Annotated in this window: 16 protein-coding genes; 10 read left to right on the top strand and 6 right to left on the bottom strand. The window is 66.2% G+C overall.

All coding sequences use genetic code 11. The features are described from left to right. Nucleotides 1-99 precede the first annotated feature (99 nt). The gene (locus tag ABRP18_RS18000) at nt 100-1,116 is read right to left on the bottom strand and encodes a hypothetical protein (RefSeq protein WP_349885177.1); all 1,017 of its coding nucleotides are present in this window, start codon (nt 1,114-1,116) and stop codon (nt 100-102) included. Nucleotides 1,117-1,673: 557 nt separating this feature from the next. On the opposite strand from ABRP18_RS18000, the gene dnaB reads away from it, so the two are divergent. Next, nucleotides 1,674-3,065, top strand: a complete 1,392-nt coding sequence (dnaB, locus tag ABRP18_RS17995; protein ID WP_374168953.1) for a replicative DNA helicase — start codon at nt 1,674-1,676, stop codon at nt 3,063-3,065. Nucleotides 3,066-3,135: 70 nt separating this feature from the next. Continuing rightward, nucleotides 3,136-6,720, top strand: coding sequence for a P-loop NTPase fold protein (locus tag ABRP18_RS17990; protein WP_292860559.1), 3,585 nt, complete (start codon nt 3,136-3,138; stop codon nt 6,718-6,720). Nucleotide 6,721: 1 nt separating this feature from the next. Here the strand turns inward: ABRP18_RS17990 and ABRP18_RS17985 are convergent, their stop codons facing one another. Beyond that, the gene (locus ABRP18_RS17985; RefSeq protein ID WP_215486953.1) at nt 6,722-7,039 is read right to left on the bottom strand and encodes a hypothetical protein; all 318 of its coding nucleotides are present in this window, start codon (nt 7,037-7,039) and stop codon (nt 6,722-6,724) included. Between the two features lie 263 nt (nt 7,040-7,302). Here ABRP18_RS17985 and ABRP18_RS17980 point away from each other — a divergent pair, with 263 nt between their 5' ends. From ABRP18_RS17980 to ABRP18_RS17955, 6 genes are read left to right on the top strand one after another with little or no spacing between them, the layout of a single operon-like run. Further along, nucleotides 7,303-8,061 carry a TnsA-like heteromeric transposase endonuclease subunit gene (locus tag ABRP18_RS17980; protein ID WP_215486952.1) on the top strand — a complete coding sequence of 253 codons (759 nt, stop codon included), beginning with the start codon at nt 7,303-7,305 and terminating at the stop codon, nt 8,059-8,061. A 34-nt stretch (nt 8,062-8,095) separates the two neighbouring features. Beyond that, nucleotides 8,096-10,246, top strand: a complete 2,151-nt coding sequence (locus ABRP18_RS17975) for an integrase (protein WP_349885175.1) — start codon at nt 8,096-8,098, stop codon at nt 10,244-10,246. Beyond that, nucleotides 10,243-11,421, top strand: a complete 1,179-nt coding sequence (locus ABRP18_RS17970; protein WP_101305227.1) for an AAA family ATPase — start codon at nt 10,243-10,245, stop codon at nt 11,419-11,421. The genes ABRP18_RS17975 and ABRP18_RS17970 overlap by 4 nt, the downstream gene beginning before the upstream one ends. After that, nucleotides 11,421-13,838 (top strand): TniQ family protein, encoded by a 2,418-nt coding sequence (locus ABRP18_RS17965; protein WP_349885174.1) that lies wholly within the window; start codon nt 11,421-11,423, stop codon nt 13,836-13,838. The genes ABRP18_RS17970 and ABRP18_RS17965 overlap by 1 nt, the downstream gene beginning before the upstream one ends. Further along, a complete protein-coding gene (locus tag ABRP18_RS17960) occupies nt 13,835-14,029 on the top strand; it encodes a hypothetical protein (RefSeq protein ID WP_101305229.1) in 195 nt (64 codons plus the stop codon). The genes ABRP18_RS17965 and ABRP18_RS17960 overlap by 4 nt, the downstream gene beginning before the upstream one ends. Beyond that, nucleotides 14,026-14,481 (top strand): hypothetical protein, encoded by a 456-nt coding sequence (locus ABRP18_RS17955; RefSeq protein WP_147251391.1) that lies wholly within the window; start codon nt 14,026-14,028, stop codon nt 14,479-14,481. The genes ABRP18_RS17960 and ABRP18_RS17955 overlap by 4 nt, the downstream gene beginning before the upstream one ends. On the opposite strand, the gene ABRP18_RS17950 is transcribed toward ABRP18_RS17955, so the two are convergent. The 4 genes from ABRP18_RS17950 to ABRP18_RS17935 all read right to left on the bottom strand — a co-directional run bounded on the left by ABRP18_RS17950 (nt 14,426) and on the right by ABRP18_RS17935 (nt 16,235). After that, nucleotides 14,426-15,211 carry a hypothetical protein gene (locus tag ABRP18_RS17950; RefSeq protein ID WP_101305230.1) on the bottom strand — a complete coding sequence of 262 codons (786 nt, stop codon included), beginning with the start codon at nt 15,209-15,211 and terminating at the stop codon, nt 14,426-14,428. The two genes, ABRP18_RS17955 and ABRP18_RS17950, sit on opposite strands and share 56 nt — an antisense overlap. 77 nt (nt 15,212-15,288) lie before the next feature. Further along, nucleotides 15,289-15,729 carry a zinc ABC transporter ATPase gene (locus tag ABRP18_RS17945; RefSeq protein WP_336633376.1) on the bottom strand — a complete coding sequence of 147 codons (441 nt, stop codon included), beginning with the start codon at nt 15,727-15,729 and terminating at the stop codon, nt 15,289-15,291. A gap of 105 nt (nt 15,730-15,834) precedes the next feature. Beyond that, complete coding sequence (locus tag ABRP18_RS17940; protein ID WP_349885370.1) at nt 15,835-15,921, bottom strand: hypothetical protein; 87 nt, start codon at nt 15,919-15,921, stop codon at nt 15,835-15,837. Beyond that, nucleotides 15,918-16,235: a LuxR C-terminal-related transcriptional regulator gene (locus tag ABRP18_RS17935; RefSeq protein ID WP_336633377.1), complete on the bottom strand. Its 318-nt coding sequence runs from the start codon at nt 16,233-16,235 to the stop codon at nt 15,918-15,920. Before ABRP18_RS17935 ends, ABRP18_RS17940 begins: the two co-directional genes overlap by 4 nt. Before the next feature lie 26 nt (nt 16,236-16,261). Here ABRP18_RS17935 and ABRP18_RS17930 point away from each other — a divergent pair, with 26 nt between their 5' ends. After that, nucleotides 16,262-16,588, top strand: coding sequence for a tyrosine-type recombinase/integrase (locus tag ABRP18_RS17930; RefSeq protein ID WP_275587390.1), 327 nt, complete (start codon nt 16,262-16,264; stop codon nt 16,586-16,588). After that, nucleotides 16,578-16,913 carry a helix-turn-helix transcriptional regulator gene (locus ABRP18_RS17925; RefSeq protein WP_349885173.1) on the top strand — a complete coding sequence of 112 codons (336 nt, stop codon included), beginning with the start codon at nt 16,578-16,580 and terminating at the stop codon, nt 16,911-16,913. The genes ABRP18_RS17930 and ABRP18_RS17925 overlap by 11 nt, the downstream gene beginning before the upstream one ends. The last annotated feature ends 380 nt before the right edge of the window (nt 16,914-17,293 follow it).

The raw sequence follows: 17,293 nt of genomic DNA, 5'->3' as shown, positions 1-17,293 counted from the left end.
TTCTCCTGACTGGGTGGATCGTCTGATGGGTGCACGCGATCGGAGTGCGCGTGCAGCACGGCATCTGTCGTTCCTCGGAAGGAACGACGTGACGATCCGTCAGTCAGGAGAGACGTCGGTGTCGGCGACCGGCGAGGAGGGTACCTCGTCGTCGGAAGCGCCGGAGGTCCGCTCGCCAGCACGGAGCGGAGAAGCGTTCGCGTCGCTGAGACGCGCGGGGGACGTGCCGCTTCCGCCGCCGGAACCGGCAGAGGAAGACGCGGGAACCGCGGTGCCGAGCGGGCCTCCGGGCGGAGACCCCGCGGGCACAGGAGTGGTGTGGTCGAGGGCAGCGGTGGTGCTCTCGATCGCTGAGCGCAGGGTCGATGGAGGTGCCACGGGGGCGGACCCCGAGGTCGGTGTCCCTGATGGTGTCGCTGCGGCAGGCTGCGTCGCGAGGACGGCGGCCGCCACGACCGCGGGTTCGGCGATGACGCCGGAGACCTCTCCTGGTTCCTGGATCGGTTCCTGGGTCGTCGGAGGATTCGTCGGGTCGATGGCTTCCAGTACGGGAGGGACGATCTCGTTCGTCACGTTCCCGAGGAGGGCCGTGGTGCCGTCGACGACATCGACCACGTCGCCGACCGCCGAGATCAGGCCGAGGTCGGAGGCGAGTCCGCCGACGACGGGGATGCCGGACACGGCCTCGAGAACCGGGTCGGTGATCTGCGAGACCGGTGCTCCGGTGAGGGTATCGGTGACCGGGGCGACGACGGTGGCCGCCGTCTCGGTCACGGCGTTCACGACGGGTGCCACTGTCGGCCCGACGACCGGTGCACTCGTGACCGGCTGCGTGACGGCGGCGACCACGGCGGGGGCGGCCTGCTGCACGGGGGCGACCACCTGAGTGACCACGGGAGCGACCACCTGCGTGACCACCGGAGCCACGGGGGTCGTGACGGTGGACACCGTCTCGCTGACCAGTGTGGTGAGTCCGTCGAGGGGGCCGTCTTCCTGTTCGTCCGCGTGCGCGGACCCGCCCGCGAAGAGCACGGCGAGCGTCGTCAACGCGAGCACGCCGATGCCACCCCAGAAGACGCCGGCAGATATGCCGCGTCGGGTGGCTCGAGCGTCCACGTAAACCTCCCCCTCAGAAGGCCAAGCACGTGTGCCTCCCCCTCAGAAGGCAACGCCTGTCGACGCAGGTGCGTCGATTGCGGGTGACGATACTCGCGCGAAGGTGATCTGTCTAGGGGGTTATCCGCGAGTTTCTGCGGATGTCAGCGCGTGACGCGCCCGAGGAAATCCCGGCTTGACTTTCCCCAGGTTCTACACATCCCGAACGCGCAGAGGGCAACCTTCAACGCCCGATTTAAACTGATTTTCATCCACAGCCTGGGGAATCGATAAAAGCCTGTTCAAAGGCGATAAAAAAGTTTGGATACGCGCTCCTCCACGGGGTTATCCACACCCGTTGTGCACAGACACTCCAGGCTTGTTCGCACGCTCTCCACAGAGTTATCCACAGGCCGTCTTGCATGGGGAAACAGTCGCTCGTAGCGTGGGCGAGCGACCGAATGTCGGAAGCCTCTGTTCTGCTGTTCAGGACGGCGTGAGCGCCGAGACCCGAGGGGCCCGCCCCCGGACGTCGCACCACGACATCGCATCGGAAACGTCGCATCGAAGGGAAGACTGTGTCGATCGCCGACATCTCAGAGGAGCGCATGGGCGCGAAGCGCGCGCCGGAGCGCACGCCTCCCCACGATCTCCTCGCCGAGCAGAGCGCCCTGGGCGGAATGCTCCTGTCGAAGGACGCGGTCGCGGATGTCATCGAGACCCTCAAGGGCGCCGACTTCTACATCCCGAAGCACGAGCTGATCTTCGAAGCGATCCTGTCGCTGTATTCGCACGGCGAGCCCACCGACGTCGTCGCCGTCACCGATGAGCTCATCAAGACCGGCGAGCTCGGTCGCGCCGGCGGCGCCGACTACCTGCACACGCTGACGTCGATCGTCCCCACGGCCGCGAACGCCGGCTACTACGCCGGTATCGTCTCGGAGCGCGCCATCCTGCGCCGCCTCGTCGACGCCGGCACCCGCATCGTGCAGCTCGGCTACGCCGGTGAGGGCGATGCGACCGACATCGTCAACAACGCGCAGGCCGAGATCTACTCGATCACCGGATCCGAGACAGCCGAAGACTACGTGCCGCTGCAGATCGCCGTCGATGCCGCGCTCGAAGAGATCGAGGCTGCCAGCGGTCGCGACGGGTCGATGACCGGGGTGCCGACCGGCTTCAAGGAGCTCGACGAGCTCACCAACGGCCTGCACGGTGGTCAGATGATCGTCGTCGCCGCTCGACCCGCCATGGGTAAGTCCACGCTCGCGCTCGACTTCGCGCGGGCGGCGTCCATCGGTCACAACCTCCCCTCCGTCTTCTTCTCGCTCGAGATGGGCAAGAGCGAGATCGCCATGCGTCTGCTCAGCGCCGAAGGTGCCATCCCCTTGCAGAACATGCGAAAGGGAAATCTCGACCCGCGCGACTGGACCACGGTCGCCGCCACGCGAGGACGCATCAACGACGCTCCGCTCTACATCGACGACAGCCCCAACATGACGCTCGTCGAGATCCGCGCCAAGTGCCGTCGCCTCAAGCAGCGCGAGGGCCTGCGCATGGTCATCATCGATTATCTGCAGCTCATGACCTCGGGCAAGCGCGTCGAGTCGCGTCAGCAGGAGGTCTCGGAGTTCTCGCGAAGCCTCAAGCTCATCGCCAAGGAGCTGCAGGTTCCGGTCATCGCCCTGTCTCAACTGAACCGTGGTCCGGAGCAGCGCACCGACAAGAAGCCCGCCATCAGCGACCTGCGAGAGTCCGGCTCGATCGAGCAGGACGCCGACATGGTCATCCTGCTGCACCGCGACTCGGTCTACGACAAGGACGTGCGTCCCGGTGAAGCCGACCTGATCGTCGCCAAGCACCGTAACGGTCCGACCGCGACGATCACGGTCGCGTTCCAGGGGCACTACTCGCGCTTCGCCGACATGGCTCCCGGCGGCGACTTCAATGTAGGTTCCACGCCGAAATGACATATTCCACGGGTAGTTGGCAGGCACTTGGCATCCCTGCCATTTGCTGTGGACGATTGAGGGGTTCGGTGTGACTGATGCCAGCGAGACGGTGACCAGTCCACTGAGGCTCGAGTCGCTCGTTCCACGGTTCGTGAGCGACCAGCACGGCACTTATCGCGACGAGCTCGTCGACCTGCTCACCGACGACGATCGACGCGCGCGCGTATGGAATATCGCGTTGACCGGGGGGTACGGCAGCGGGAAGAGTAGCGTGCTCGCGGGCGTGCGAGACCAGCTCGGCAAGCGCGTGGTTGAGATCTCACTGTCGTCGCTCAGCGACGTCGGTGTTGAGCGTGGTGACGACCTCAACAACTACATCCAGAAGGAGATCGTCAAGCAGCTGCTCTATCGTGAGCGCCCCAGCCGCGTCCCGGGATCGAGGTTCAAGAGGATCAGCAGGCTGCCAGTAGGGCGAACGCTGGTTGCATCCGCGCTGGTCGCTGTCCTCATAGCACTCACCTTATGGATCACAGGTTGGGGAGCACCGTTCCAACTCGCCCCCGCCAACGAGGGCATGCGAGTCCCATTGCTGCTTTCTGCAGCGTTGATCGCCGGCGTGATCGCGTACGTGGTTATGGCGCTCCTGCACAACCGGATCCGAATCGACAAACTGGGAACCTCAGCGACGTCGGTGAGCCTGACCGCGGAGTCCGACGGTGGCAGCTACTTCGATGAGTACCTCGACGAGATCGTCTACTTCTTTGAAAAGACTCGTCGCGACATCGTGATCATTGAGGACCTGGACCGGTTCGAGGACCCGACAATCTACGCGTCTCTGCGTGAGCTCAACACCGTGCTCAACACGTCGCGACAACTTCGAAAGCGTCCGGTCCACTTCGTTTACGCTGTCCGGGACAGCATCTTCGAAGACCTTGAGGTGCCGCGCGATACGCCGGATGGCCCGGACGCAGCACCGGGCGTGTGGCAGGCCGACCGCGGACTGTCGGATGCGGCGACGCAGCGAACCAAGTTCTTCGAGCTCGTTGTCCCGATCGTGCCGTTCATCACACACCGCTCGTCTGCCGACCTCCTGTTCGATCTGGCCGCCGAGGTTGACTCGGCGATCTCCTTCGAGGCGGTCCGCGTGGTGGCGAAGCACGTGACAGATATGCGGCTTCTGCGCAACATCCTGAACGAGTTTCGGGTCTTCCACGCTCGTGTGCTGGCGGGCGGAAAGCTCGGCGGGCTCACCTCAAGCGGGTTGTTCGCGCTTGTTGCTTACAAGAACACCCATATGAAGCAGTTCGAGCTGATCCGGGTCGGATCAAGTGAGCTGGACGTGCTGTACCGACGCTCGCGAGAAATCATCGCGAGTGGGATGGATACTGCGTCGGCGACGCTCGCTGCGCTGCGTGAGCAGGGTACGCAGATTGCAGCGACTGATGCGCGCGCTGAGCAACTTGGCGCTGCGCTCCAAGATCTTGTCGAACGCTGGCTTCCACGGGTACATAGGCGTGGACACACTGCGACCTATCGAATTGGCGGAGCCGATTGGGCACCCGCCGCGCTCAGTACTGCCCGCTTCTGGGAAGCGGCAATCGACTCCGGCCACGCTCTGCAGGTCGTCGTGAATGGAGAGGTTCTTTTCGAGCTCACCGCTGACGAGATCGCTGCGGATCTGGGCGTGCCCGTCCCGGCGCGTTGGAGCGACCAAGTCGTCGCCGATACCGCGGCGGCTTCTGAGGATGCGCGCGCTGAGCTGCAGTGGTACCGCACGGCCGACTTCCAACAGTTGCTGATGCGACAGACGAGTGACTCTTCCTCGAGACTTATCCGCGGCACCGTCGACCCGCTTCTGCACGACCTCCTCGCAGAAGGGCTGATCGATAGGAACTTCGCACTCTACGCTTCCGAGTTTTACGGCGTCATTGCCTCTGCAGCCGCGATGACCTACGTGATCCAACACCTGCAAGCAGACACCCCGGATCACGACTACCCACTCGACGAGAAGGACGTCGACGCGGTGCTCGAGCTCGGCGGCCCGCGCGCGTTCGAATCGACCGGGCTGTTCAACATCGCGATCTACGACCAGCTGCTGGCGCGAGAAGACGGTCGGTTGGCGAAGAACATCGCCGCTCTCGCCGTTGCTGACCCCGCCGCCGTCGGCTTCATGCGCAGCTATTTGCAGCGTGGTCGGCTCCCAGCGACGCTCATCAGTCGCGTCGCAGCGCAGTGGGACGGGGTCTTCAAGTTCATCGATACTGAAGGACCCGCCGTCGCGGCGGATCAGCTCGATCTCGTCGTCGCCGCCTTCGAGTCCTTGAATCCAGAGCTGGAGTACGAGGTACCCGACGACGTCAAGCGACTTCTCGCTGAGAACCCAGGGCGCCTCACGGAACTGAGTGCTGACGGTACGCCCCAGCGAGCGACTGCTGCGCTTACCCAACTCGGCGTCAGTCTCGCAGATATCCGAGCGCTCCCACCGGCCGCGCAGCGGTCTGTCGTGGTCGCGCGCCGTTACGAGGTAAATGCGCCGAACCTCGAGGTGGCAGTCGGCGGGGGTGACATCGCGCTCGATGCAATCATGCAACTCGAGGATCCGACGTTCGACCACGTTCTCGGGCACTTCGAGGCGTACCTGTCAAGCATCGACGCATCCCACCGCCCGAGTATCACCGACGTTGACATGGCAGTGGATGTGATGGAGGCCGCGGAGCTTTCAAGGGCCGGCGCGGCAAGCGAGATCGCGCGGCGGATGCCCGCGGAGATGCTCATCCGAGACATCAATGCAGTGCCGGCGACGCTGCTTCCCGTTCTTGCTGAATCACACCGATTCCCCCTCACCTTCGCGAACGTCACGAACTACATCGCCGTACGCTCCCTGGACGCTCCTCTGATCGAGTACCTCGCTGCTTCGCCCACTCTCGCCGTCCCGCCAGAGACCGACGTGACCGCGCGCATCACTCTCGCCGCGCGCCTCGTCTCTGAGGATGAGCTCGATGTCGCCGCTCGTGTCACGCTTGCCGGACAGCTCGTAGACACGGTCCCAGCATCACGATCGATGGGGGATGAGGCGGATCTTGTCACGGCACTCATGAACGCAGGATTGCTCGACGACAGCGCTAGCACCTTCCAAGCTCTCGCCACCGCGCACGCACAGGAAGCATTTGTCGTGGAGTCTCAGACGGCGCCAGACTGGATCGTTTCGTCGAACGCGTCGGCGACATTGGTGGCGTCGCTCCTTCGCAATCCCGATGTCTCACCCCGGGTCAAGACTCTGCTTGCTGATGCGATTCCTCGAAACGCCGCTTGGGGATCAACCGATGTGCTTGAGGCGCTCGGCGCCTGGGCGGAGGTGACCCGCGAGCCCCTACCAGCCGAAACTCTACAGTTGATGCAGATGTCGGGAGCGTCGACCAGCTCAAAGGTCGCTGCGCTCAGCGCATCCGTGGCGACCGTGCCCGGCCTCGTACCGCAATACGTGGCCCAACTCGGCGGTGCGTACGCCGAGGTTCTTCAGCCCGCAAACACTTATGTCGATCTTCCGCTCGTCCCAGATCCGACACCGTTCCTGGAGTTGCTCAAGGACTCGGACACCGCCGTCTCATCCTTCAATGAAGTCGACGGCGTCATGCGTGTATACCGACACCGCCCGAGACCCAACGGTGACTAACCTACGATGCGGAGCGCTCGGTAGCGCGATCCTCTTCGACGTACTGGCTCGCCGCATTCCACCAGGGATTCTCGCGGACCCGATACAGAATGGTCCGCTCTCCAGGCACGCGCTCCACGAACTCGATGAAGTTCGCGCGGCGGAGCTTCTGGATCAGCGGATGCACGATTCCAGGAGAGAGTCTCGTCGCGTCGGTGATCGTCTTCGATGAGAACTTCCCGCCGCGCAGGCCCGCGATCTCGACCATGACGCTGTACATGTAGCTGTTGCCGAAGACGAGCCGGGATTCCTCCGGCGCGATGGGCTCCAACATCGTCATGTCCTTGAGTGTCGCACACGCGGCCGACGTGGGGTTCAGGCGGGCCTGCGCGCGTTGATTTCGTGGTCCCTATATTTGTATCCCTGACGGTGACTGTTGTGTATATGACATCGACTACAGTGAATGTCACATTCATTGGTATTCGTAAATCGCATATACCGAAGTAGCCCAGGAAATCAAGAGCGCGATCCTGAATCGTAATTCGCGAATCTATGGCAGAAGCGTGCATTCTCCCGGACCGATTCGACCCTCACGCTGGCTTCATGACGGCGCGCGAGCAACTCGAGACGCGGGGCGGAACGCGCCAGGCGGATGTCGGGCTGATGGTTCGCAAAATGGGTGGCGAGGTGGACGTTGTTCCGCTGCAGTCAGCTCGATTGAGCGTCTTCGACGCCGCCGTCCCGTGGCGTGAGTTCCGCTGGTACCGGGGGCAGCGGCACTTCTCGGGCAGCTACTGGTCGGCGACCATGCAAGCGCATGTCGGGTACGAGTCGCGACTCGAGTACGCGAACCTGCTGCTGGCCGACTTCGACCCTCGCGTCGACTGGATTCTCTCTCAGCCGTTCCTCCTCGAGGGGGAGGACAAGGGCGCACGCCGTCGCCACATTCCCGACTATCTGATGGTCCACGCGGACCACACCGTCTGCGTGGTGGATGTGAAGCCCGCCGCGAAGCTCACCGTCCCGAAGGTGCGTGACTCGCTGAGCTGGTCGCGGCGCGTGATCGAACCGCACGGGTGGGAGTACCGCGTCCAATCCGAGCCCGATGAAGTGTTGCTGCGCAACGTCCAGTTCCTTGCCGGCTACCGCCGGTCGTTCCAGTTCGCCGGCGGCGACGTCACCGCCGCGCTCGGCGAGCTGAGATCGCCCATGGCGTTCGGCGAGGCAGTGCGCGCGATCGTGCCCGTCACCGGCGGGCTTCTCGCAGCACGCGCGCTCGTCCTGCACCTGCTGTGGGCTCGCCGGCTGAGCACCGACCTGACTCGACTTCTGAGCGCCACGAGCATCGTGACGCGGGCCTGAGATACCACCACCTCAACACTTGAAGGAGATAGCGATGAGCAGCACGTGGACCCTGAAACCAGGCGTGGATATCGTCTACGACGGCGACGCCTGCACTGTTGCGGAGATCTGCGATGGCGCGGTCGTCGTCCGCACTCGAACTGGGCAGGTTCGGCGCCTGCGGATGATCGACCTCCTGCGCCCCCGCGCTGAGGGAGGTACGACACGCATCCCCGGAAACAGTCGCGATGAGGACGCGGCTCCACTGGGTGTCGTCTGGGCCGATGCCAGCGACGCGGCCCGCGCGGTGTCCGCCGAGCGCGCTGATCATGTGCGAGAGGTCCTCACCGGCTACCGGTCGGGGGCGGCCGAGATCGCACGTGAGGGCGAACCGAAGCTCGCCTACCATCCGGAGCGTCGCATCGAGGAGCGGATCGCGGCGAAGGCGCTCGAGCTCGGTAAGGGTCGCCGGACCGTCGCGAGGTGGGTGGCGCGGTATAAGGATGCCGGCGAGATCGGACTGATCGATCACCGCAAGGCGCAGCCGGGCAATCTGCTCGTCAACTTCGACGACCGCTGGGTCACGGCGGCACGTGAGGTCATCGATGAGCAGACGCCGGAGTCGAAGGTCGCGAAAAGCATCATCATCGCGAGAGTCAACGCCCGAGCCGACCGCACCCACGGGCCAGGTATCGTCGCCGCCCCTTCTCGAAGCGCCGCATACAAGATCCTCGACGAGCTCTCCCGTGGCCGCGCGACCTTCTCCGGGAGCACCAAGCGCAAGCGCTCCAACGCGAACCGGCCGCCCGCTCCGTACGGACGCCTGCACGCCACCGCGCCCGGCCAATACGTTCTCCTCGATACGACGCCGCTCAACGTCTTCGCCGTGGCCCCGGTGACGGGCAAGTGGGTCGCCGCAGACCTCACGGTCGCGATCGACCTCTACTCCCGCTGCATTCTCGGCATGCGGCTGACGCCCGGCTCAACGAAATCCATCGACGTATCCGGCGTGCTCATGGAAGCGTGCCAACCCTTCGACACTCCCGCGGAGTGGGGCACGAGCGCACGCTGGCCCTTCCACGGTGTCGCCGGTTCCGTGCTCGTCGACCCGACGCGCATCCGCGTCCCGCGGTTCGTCCGTGCGGGGATCCTGCCCGACACGATCATCGTCGACCATGGCGCACCGTACCTCTCGGAGCACGTGACCAGCGCGTGCGCACGCCTGGGCATATCCATCCAGCCGGCCCGCGTCTACCAGCCCACCGACAAGAGCCCTGTCGAGAGGTTCTTCCGCACCCTCGACACGTTCCTCCAGGAACTCCCTGGCTACAAGGGCGCGGACGTCGGCGGCCGCGGCGACGACGTCGAAGCCGACGCGGTCTACACGGTCCCGCAGCTGGAGCAGATCATCCGCGAATGGGTCGCGACGGTCTACCACCTCCGACCCCACGACTCCCTCGAGGATCCCCGCCTCCCCGGCGTCAAGCTCAGCCCCGCCGAGAGATACGACCCGGGGCTCGCCGTTGCCGGGCAACTGCGGATGCCGATCGACCGGAGCGTTCTCCTCGAGCTGCTGCCGGTGGTGAAACGGCAGTTCAATCACTACGGCGTCGAGATCCACAAGCTGCGCTACACCGGAGACTCGGTCGCGAAGTACCGCAACCGCGCCCGGTCGATCCACCGAGACAAGGGCACGGAGTGGCCGTTCGTGGTCAACCCCGACGACTTGACGCAGATCTACTTCCACGACCCCGAGGACGGCACCTGGCACACCCTCGAGTGGGAGCACAAGGGAGCCTTCGACACACCGTTCAGCCTCGACGCGCTGGAGTACGCGAAGAAGATCGCGATCCGCCAGGGTCGCCCCTCTCAGGTCGACGACGTCGCCGCGCAGCTGCTCGAGGACTGGGGCGCGGGACGCGCGCTCACCCCATCGGAGAGGCGGATGAGTTCCCGCATGGCCGCGCAGCTCAACGAGAAGGATCCCGCGGCTGACGGGGTGTGGTCGCTGCGCACCGTGCAGCGGATGCTCGAGGCCGAACTGAACCCCACCACAGATCTCGGACGGGAGCTCACCGGCGAGGTCCGCGACCCACGCAAGCGCGTCGACATTCCCGAAACGGGCGATGACGACGACGAGGACGACATCGACGAGCCCACGATCCGATCCGACTACCACTTCGAGCCGATGGAGATGATCCAATGACCGCCACAGTCCCGGGCGAGCACGACGCGCCTCGCCGGCAGCGGAGCCTGTCGACCTACGAGGGATGGAAGGACTTCGCCGAACGTCCCCCGCGCGATAAGCCCGCGTTGCTAACGACCGAGCAGCTCGGATCGCTCGGCCCGGACGAGTTCGCGCGGTACAACGCGGACCGGCGGGCGTGGCACGCGAACATCCTGCTGCGCACCCGGCAGGTGCACGGGGTGCACCTGCAACTGGGCGACATCCTGGACAGCAACCTGCAGGACTCCGACCGGGTCAAATCCGCCGCCGCCCTCGACGCCCCACCGGCCCTCGGGAAGTCGACGGTGGTCAACACGTTCGGGCGCGACTTCCACCGTCAGCGGATCGCGGAAGTGGGCGAGTACCTCGACGAGGATCGCGACATCCTCCACCTCCCGGTCTGCCACATCACCGTCCCAGGGCGCCTCACGATCAAGGGCCTGCACATGATGATCCTCGGGTTCTACGCCCACCCCGCGACCGCGGGCATCCTGCACCGTTCGATGGCCGGCCGAGATCTGGCGCGGGCGGCCGCGGACTGCATCGAACGGCACGACACCCGCCTCGTGATCATCGACGATCTGCACTTCATCCAGATGCGCACCCGCGACGGTGTCGAGGTCGCGAACCAGCTGAAGTGGCTGTCCAACGAGTACAGCGCCACCTTCCTGTTCGCCGGCGTCGCGCTCCGCGAACGCGGCCTCGTCGGCGAGGGCGCGACCGGGAAGGAAGCGGCGATGGCGCAGACGTTCCGCCGCTGGACCGTGCTCAGCCTCGACCCGTACAGCCTGCGCACCAAGCAGACCCGCCAGGAGTGGGACAGCCTGCTCTGGCACATCGAACAGGCCCTCGTGCTCGCGGACGCGCACGAAGGGATGCTCGTCGACATGTCGCGGTACCTGTTTGCCCGCACCACCGGCAACATCGGCTCGCTCATGGACCTCATCCGCCGCGGCGCGTCCCGCGCCATCCGCACCGGCGCCGAGCGGATCGACCGGAAGCTCCTCGACGACATCCGCATCGACGAGGGAGCAGAAACGGAGCGCACCGAGCTGCAGGCCAAGCACGACCAAGAGGATCGGGCACGCCGTGAGCGGCGCCGACGCCGACTGAAGAGCGACGGCGCCGAAGAGACCGGCGAGGAGGCCGCCTGATGAGCGAGACGGCCGGTGCCGTGCGCGTCCTTCCGTTCCGGGTCCGCCCCTTGCCGGATGAGCCGTTCGACTCCTGGCTGGAGGCCTCGGCGGCCGCGAACCGCGCGACTGTCGCGGAGATGGCGTGCGCGCTCGGCCTGGTGGAGCAGGAGGGCGGCAGGGCGGTGTCAGCGACATCGTGGATGGCCGCGCAGTGGGCGACCGAGCTCACCGATGAGCAGGCGTCCCGGCTGGAGCGGTCGACGGGGATCCCGGCGGCGCAGTTCCAGGAGATGACGCGGATGCGGTTCGCACGCCACGCGATCCGCTACACCCGGCAGGGACGGATCAGCTTCCGCTGCCCCGTCGGCGGGATGGCGGGACGGTACTGCCCCGAATGCCTGGCGGACTCCGGAGGCAGGTGGCGGATGTCGTGGCAGTTCCCATTCACCTTCGCGTGCGTCAGACACCGCCGCATCCTCGCCGACAACTGCCCGGTGTGCCACAAGCCACCGCGTCACACCGGGCACCCGCTCGCCGGGATCCCACATCCCGGGCACTGCCACAATCCCGTCGCCGGTGCCGGGACGGGCCCGATCGCGAGCCGCTGCCGCGGCGACCTCACCGCGCATCCCGAACGCATCGCCGCACCCGACCCGGCGCTCCACGCACAGCGCCGAATGATGCAGATCCTCTCCACCGGCGAGGGCCGGTTCGGGATCTATGCGGACGCCCCGCAACCCGCGATCACCGTCCTCGAAGACATCCGTCTCCTCACCCGCGCCGCAGGAGTTACGCTCTGCGATGGCGGCGACCTCGACATGCCAGAGCTGGAAACGGACCTCCTCGCGGCGGTGCCTCGAGACAAGCATGAGTGGACGTGGGCGGGACCGCCCACAGCGGCCGGCGGCGCGGTCGGTACGACGATCGCGATCGCCGCACTCGAAGACCCCGACCGTGCGGTTCGGCTGCTGGCTGGGCGCCTCGCGGTGAGCACGTCGTACACCGGTCAGACGCCGCAGCTGCAGCGACTGATCGCCGCGTCCCTCGGACGCACCCGACGACCGACGCTGTTCCTACAAGCTGCGCCAGCCTCGGACGTAAACCCGGAAGAGCGGGCACGGAAGGTGCCCGCACAACTCTGGGATGAATGGACGAACGCGCTCACCCCACGCCGCATCAACGGCGACGTCGCCGCCTCTGCGCTGGCCGCGGCCGTCGTGTTCACCGGCACACGGCTGACCCACTCCGCTGCCCTCGCCCTCCTGGACTCGACGGCGCCCATTCGTCAGGTCACTCATGTGATGCGCGAGTTCGGGAGGCCGGGCGCGGAGACGCCCGCCCTCGCGGCGATCCTCAACCTCGCCGCCTACCTCGACAGCCACGAGACACCGATCGACTACGCACGCCGCCGCAGACTCGACTGCACTGAACTCCTTCCCGAAGAGGAATGGCAGCAGCTGTGCGCCCGACTGAATGTCCACCCCGGCTCCGGCGCCCGACACCGCCATGCGCGCGCCCACCTCTACCGGGCCATCACCGGCAACTCGATGCGACGCGCACCGGAAGCATGGGACGCGGCCGGGATATCTCCGCGGACGGTCACGACGTTCACGAAGACGCTGCCGGACACCGTGCGCCGCGAGCTGAACGATATCGGCCGCGCCTTCCTGCTCCGCCGAGGGATCGACGAGCCACTCAGCTGGGCGCCCCCGCTGTCGACGCACATCGAACCCGCCGTCCGCAGCGACCCCGTCGGTGAGTGGGCGACGGCCAGACCCGTCCGTGGCGCACTCGACACACCATCTCGCAGCCGCGAACTCATCGCCCAATACGGTGAGGGCGCGACCACCTATGAGCTCGCACGGCGGACGGGAGTATCGCGGCAGACGGTGTCGCGTGTGCTCGCCGACGGCAACAGCACCCTCCGCCGCGGACGGCCCACCACGTTCGTCATCGACGAGGCTTGGCTGCGCGAGCGGTACGAGAAGGAAGGGATGACGCTGCGACAGATCGCGGCGCTCGTCGGCTGCAGCGCTCCCACGATCGCGCACCGCATCCAAGCGGCAGGCATCACGATGCGACCCGGCCCACACGACCGCACCCCTCACCCACTGGCCGGCCGGTCACGGCTCCTCCAGCGCGCCCTCGTCGGCCGCCACCCCATCGAACGCGCGCGCCGATTCCTCATCGCCACACAGCACGACAACGTGCGCGCCGCCGCGGCGACCATCCGCACGACCCAAAGCTCACTGAGCGCCCAGCTCGCAAGCCTCGGCGCCGACGTCGGCGGGGGCCTGTTCGTTGCCGCGGCACGCAACAGGCCGATGCGCCTCACCCCACTCGGCGAACGGCTCGCTCGCGAGCTCCATCGCGCCCTCGCCGCCGACCCCCATACCCAGACCACATCACCTACCGAAGAGAAGAAGGCATCATGACCGAGAAGAAGCGGACCTCCAGTCGTCTGCAACGGGCAGCACGGGAGCGCATGAAGGTGACAGGGGAGAAGTACACCGCGGCGCTGATGGCCGTGACGGAGGACGCCGGGTCACAGACTGAGCTCAGCTCCCCGCCGACCACGCCCGCTGGTTCACTGCGCGCGTCCGTCGACCCCGAGGCGCGGCGGTGAGCCCCGGCTCTACCGAGGATGGCGAGCCGGTCCTCCAGCCCGACACGATGCAGTGGAACAACTCCGGGTGGACCGAAAAGCCGTGGTCGGCACCTCACCTGGCGCCGCTGTTCACCGAGCTCACGTCAGCGAAGAGCGCGCCGAGCTGGGCGCGTCGCGCTGTGAAGATCATCCACCGGTACACCCGCGAGCACGGCGAACCGCCGACGTTCCGCGAGCTGTTCACCGAGCTCGCCGCACAAGACCCCGACTACGCCGACCACGAGGAGGCGTGGTCGTCACGCGCAGTCCGGAGCCTCGTGATGGTGCATTGGCGAAGGCAGGGATGGGTGCGCTACCGGACCGAGACGCGCACTCTCCGATCCGGCCCCACCGCGAACGGCGACCTGTTCCCGGCTACCCGTCCGCCTCGTCGGGAGGGAGCGCGGCGAGAAGCTCCTCGAGAACGATGACGAGCTCGTTGTATCCCTGTGTGTAGAACAGCGCGTCCGAGCCCGGGGTTTCGCCGCCGACGATATCGGCGAGCACGGTGCGCGCTTCCCGAGTTGCGGCCTGCAGTCGTGTCTCGATGTCCGGCAGGCTGCGGATCCATTCGTCGATGACGGTGAAGCGGATGGGCGTGAAGTCGTGGGCGTCGACGCCGACGTGGAACTCGTGCCCGTGGGGGCCGTGATCGCGGGCATGCGTGTGACCGTGCAGCAGCGGAACGCCCTCGTCGCCGCGTGGGCGGTGCGTCGTATGCCGGTCGGTGCCGTGCGAGTCGCCGCTGTAGGGATAGTGGGATGCCAGGATCCGGTACCCGCGGCGGGTGCCCTCGATGACCTCGGGGAGTATGCTCCACCCGGCCGCCTCGTACAGCGGGGCGAATCGTTCGATCGCGCGCCTTGACTGTGTTGCCGGCGAAACTCGGTCGTGGTTGCCGGGCACGAGAAATCGTCGCCCGTTCAGGTGCTCGGTCAGCCCGACAGATTCCTCGATCGGTCCGAGCGCGAGGTCACCGAGATGAAGGACGATGTCGTCCGGTCCCACGACCTCGTTCCACCGTCGCACCAGCTCCGCGTTCATCTCTTCCACGGTCGCGAACGGGCGGTCGGCGAGTTCGCTGATCCGTGCGTGGCTGAAGTGCTGGTCCGAGGTGACGAAGTCCACCTGGTCGAAGTCAAACCACGGATACTGGCTCACACCGGCCTCCTTCGATGAGCGTGGCCCTCGAGAAATCTAGGGATATCTATCGTTTCGCTAGACGGGTGTAGATGTTCCTAGAGATCATCGAGGTCGACCCCGAAGCGCGCCGCCAGATCCTCGAGCGGTTCACCGCTCATGCCATCCCGCTCACGCACCACCCGCTCGACCTCGCGGTCGTCGATTGCTTCGACCAGCTCCTCGAGTACTCGGTCGATGTCGCCGCCGTTCGCGGCGGCGACTCGCGCCACTTCCCTTGCCGCGTCAGCGAGCGTGTAGAGACGCTCCCAGGGGTGGTCTCCGTGACGGGCGATCGCGACGGTCTCACGAGTGTAGGAGCGGTCGTCCCCGGCGACGAGCCAGCGTTCCTCGCCCTCAGCGGTGATGAAGAAATCGACCACACACTCACCGCACGGCATCTTGTAGACGCCCGGTTCGGTGGGCGCCGCCTCGGTCGCACGCGTGATCATCTCGCGGATGACGCCTTCCCAATCGACCGCCGGTTCATCGTCGCCCATGGTGACCTCCCGAAGTAGAACAGAGAAGTGTCTCACTTCGGCACCGCGGCGTCTAGGGCTCAGCCCCGTCGCGTTCGCGCATCAGTTCGCTTGACCACCGATGGTCTACCCGAGCTGGTGGGCAAGAATCACAGCCTGCACGCGGTCGCGGACGCCGAGCTTGGCGAAGATTCGGTTGATATGCGTCTTCACCGTTGCGGGTGATGCAGTGCCTGGCTGATCTCGCCGTTGGAGAGGCCGAGCGCGATCGCGTTGAAAACGTCGCGTTCTCGGGGGGACAGAACCGAGAGGCCCTGTCCGCCCGGGACGGGCTGGTCGCGGCCGGTGTAGGCGTCGATGAGCTGCCGTGTGATGCGGGGCGTCACGATGGCATCGCCTCGAGCGACGACGCGTACGGCGTCCACGAGTTCTTGGTGTGTCGCAGTTTTGACGAGGAACGCACTCGCCCCCGCGCGGAGTGCCCCGAAGGCGTACTCGTCCAAGTCGAACGTCGTGAGTACGATCACGCGGCTCCGCAGCCCGCCGTCGACAATTGCGCGGGTGGCGTGGATACCGTCTTGACGCGCTGTGGGTGACGGAACGCCGCACCCGACTGTCGGCCGGCTATCTCGACCGGCGGTTCGCGGAGCTGCGGGACGAGGCCGGCTTGTCAAAGGCCCTGACTCTGCACAGCCTCCGGCATTCGTACGTGACGCACCTGCTCGAGTTCGGCTACGCCGACCGATTCGTCCAGGAGCAGGTCGGGCACATGCATGCTTCGACGACCTCGATCTACGCCTCCGTCAGCTCGGACTTCAAGAACCGGGTACTCGCGGACGCATTGAAGGCCCTCATCGAAGGAGAAGCAGATGACCGTTGAGCTCGAGACCGCATGGAGCCTCCGCAGCGTGATGGCCTCGCGCGGGATCTTCCAGACCTCCAAGCTGAAGCCGTTGCTCGAGGAGCGGGGCGTCGACCTGTCCCGGGAACAGGTGTACCGACTGGTGACGCAAGCACCGCAGCGGGTTCGCATCGACGTGCTCGCCGCGCTGTGCGACGCGTTGGAGTGCTCGCTCGACGACCTCGTGCAGGTCACCCGCCGGGAGGCTGCGGCCCCGGTCGCGGTGGGTGAAGAGGCGACGCGGGGTGCGATCGGCGATCTGCGGCCCGTGCGGGCCACGATCCGTCGCCCGAGCTCGAAGTAGGCCGCGGTGGCGAAGCCTCCGCAGGAGCCCAGGGTTGCTGAGGTCGCCGGGCTCGTCCACGCGATCGCGCCGGAGATCCCGGTGGAGCGCCTTGTTGAGATCGTGGCTGAAGTCGCACCCGTGCCGCTCACCCAACGGCGTCTCGAACTCGCACTCCTCAAACAACCTGGAGTCCTCGAAGGGCGACACCGGAACGTACCGGTGACGGTGCAGGATCTGGCCCACGCTCTCGTGAACGAGGGTGCCGGGCGGGTCGTCTTGCCTACATGCGATTCCTGTGGACGTGCCGTTCGGATGCCTCACAAGACGCAGACCGGCGGTCGCCACTGCTCGCGCTGTGAACGGAATGCCCGATCGGTCGCGTGTGCCAGATGCGGACG

Origin of the sequence: Microbacterium sp. WHRI 7836 (assembly GCF_040223885.2) — a bacterium.
Taxonomy (GTDB): domain Bacteria; phylum Actinomycetota; class Actinomycetes; order Actinomycetales; family Microbacteriaceae; genus Microbacterium; species Microbacterium oxydans.
The sequence above is the reverse complement of the archived record's forward strand: the minus strand, read 5'-3'. Positions and strand labels throughout refer to the sequence as shown.